A 1539-nucleotide genomic window follows, 5' to 3' on the forward strand; every position below is an offset into this window, starting at 1 on the left:
AACCTCGTTTAGTGCTTTCTAAGCGAGGTTTGTTTTTTGAAGGAAGTTAGTATTCCTAAAAAAAGTAAGGCTTAGAAAGTACCTTTTTACGTTTAAAATAATGGTTTTTAAACATGTTGATAGCTTTCCTTGTTCCATCGACACAATTTGGGCTATACTCTTTGGTTTTTTGGATATAAACTTGAGGTATTTCTTCAAGTTGTAAGTCAAGGCTGCCATCAAAACATGTTTGTTGGCTTGTTGTATTCCTCGCGTGTTGACACGCTTCATGCTGGTAAAGTTGATGAGCGTTCCCAAGACCGGTTCTACTGTTTTACTTCGCACCTTGACCATTCGTTTGGCATAATCGGGGTTTTTAGTGAGCTTTTGGTGCATCTTATCATACAGTTCTTTGTGGATGCTGTCGTCTATTTTCTTGAAATTGGTTTTCATTCCACAACATTGCTCTCGAAGTGGACACTTCTTACAATCACTTTCACTACTACGATAGGTGCGTTTGGTGTAGCCTTTGCTGTCAGTCTTCTCGCCTTTAAAGAGTAGTTTGGCATGATTACCGCCTTCTTTGGTGCATTGATAATAGTTTTCTGCTTTGTTGTAAACAAAGCCTTCCCGCTCAGGAACGTATTGTCCAAAGTTAGGCATCCAAGCGTTGATATTGTTATCATTTAGGTATTTTAAGGCTTCGCCACTGCTATAACCTGCATCGGCTAAAACTTCGCCTAATTCTATTTGGTTTTCTTCTAAATTTTCTTTGGTTAGTTCCACTATTTGTTCCAGACACTGACTGTCGCGTTTGTCTGCAAAATCAGCACAGGCTCCGGTGATCACATGGTGTTGGTCGTCTACGGCAAGTTGCCCAAAATAATTGAGTTGGCGTGCCTTGCCGGGTTTTACACTCACTCTGGCATCGGGATCAGTTGGACTGTAATGCGTGTGATTGGATAAATATTTGGGTCGGATTAAGTTGCCGTTTTCGTCTTTTCTGTCGCCTTTGGTACTTCCCTTGGGCTGGCCTTTATAGGTTTCTGTTTTCCAATCATGGTGTTGGTCCACGAGCTTTTTACGTGTTTGGCTAACTTTGTATTCACTGTTTTCATTGAGCTCCTGAGCATAATAATCAACATCATCTAAAACTTCCTTCTCTACCAAACTATCCATCGAAGCATTGGCTTTGATAAAAGCACTATCAACAGCTTGGCGTTTGCCACGAACCATTCCTTTCTCAACACATAAGGAAAGAATTTTTTTGAATAGTTCCATAAACACTTCCTCTCCGTACAATTGACGCGTTCTGCTAATGGTACTGTGCCAGGGAAGAGCTTCATCAATATCATACCGAATAAATAAACGAATATCTAAACAATTGGAACAATATTCAATAAGTTTTCTATCGGAATTGATGTTGTTCAAATAGCCAACCAAACAGATTTTGAAGAACACCACAGGGTCAATGCTCTCTTGTCCTTCGTCTCCATAATAATCTTGTGTAGCTTTGTATAAAAACCGAAAGTCAATGGCTTTATCCAACAATCGGTAGAA

The 1539-nt window shown here is 39.8% G+C and carries 1 protein-coding gene; it reads right to left on the reverse strand.

What is annotated here, in order from left to right; all coding sequences use genetic code 11:
• Positions 1–18 precede the first annotated feature (18 nt).
• Positions 19–1539 (reverse strand): IS1182 family transposase (locus IEV15_RS14490; protein WP_188363258.1); only part of this gene is annotated, 1521 nt, incomplete at its 5' end.

It is taken from the genome of Flavobacterium orientale (assembly GCF_014638005.1).
Lineage (GTDB): Bacteria > Bacteroidota > Bacteroidia > Flavobacteriales > Flavobacteriaceae > Flavobacterium > Flavobacterium orientale.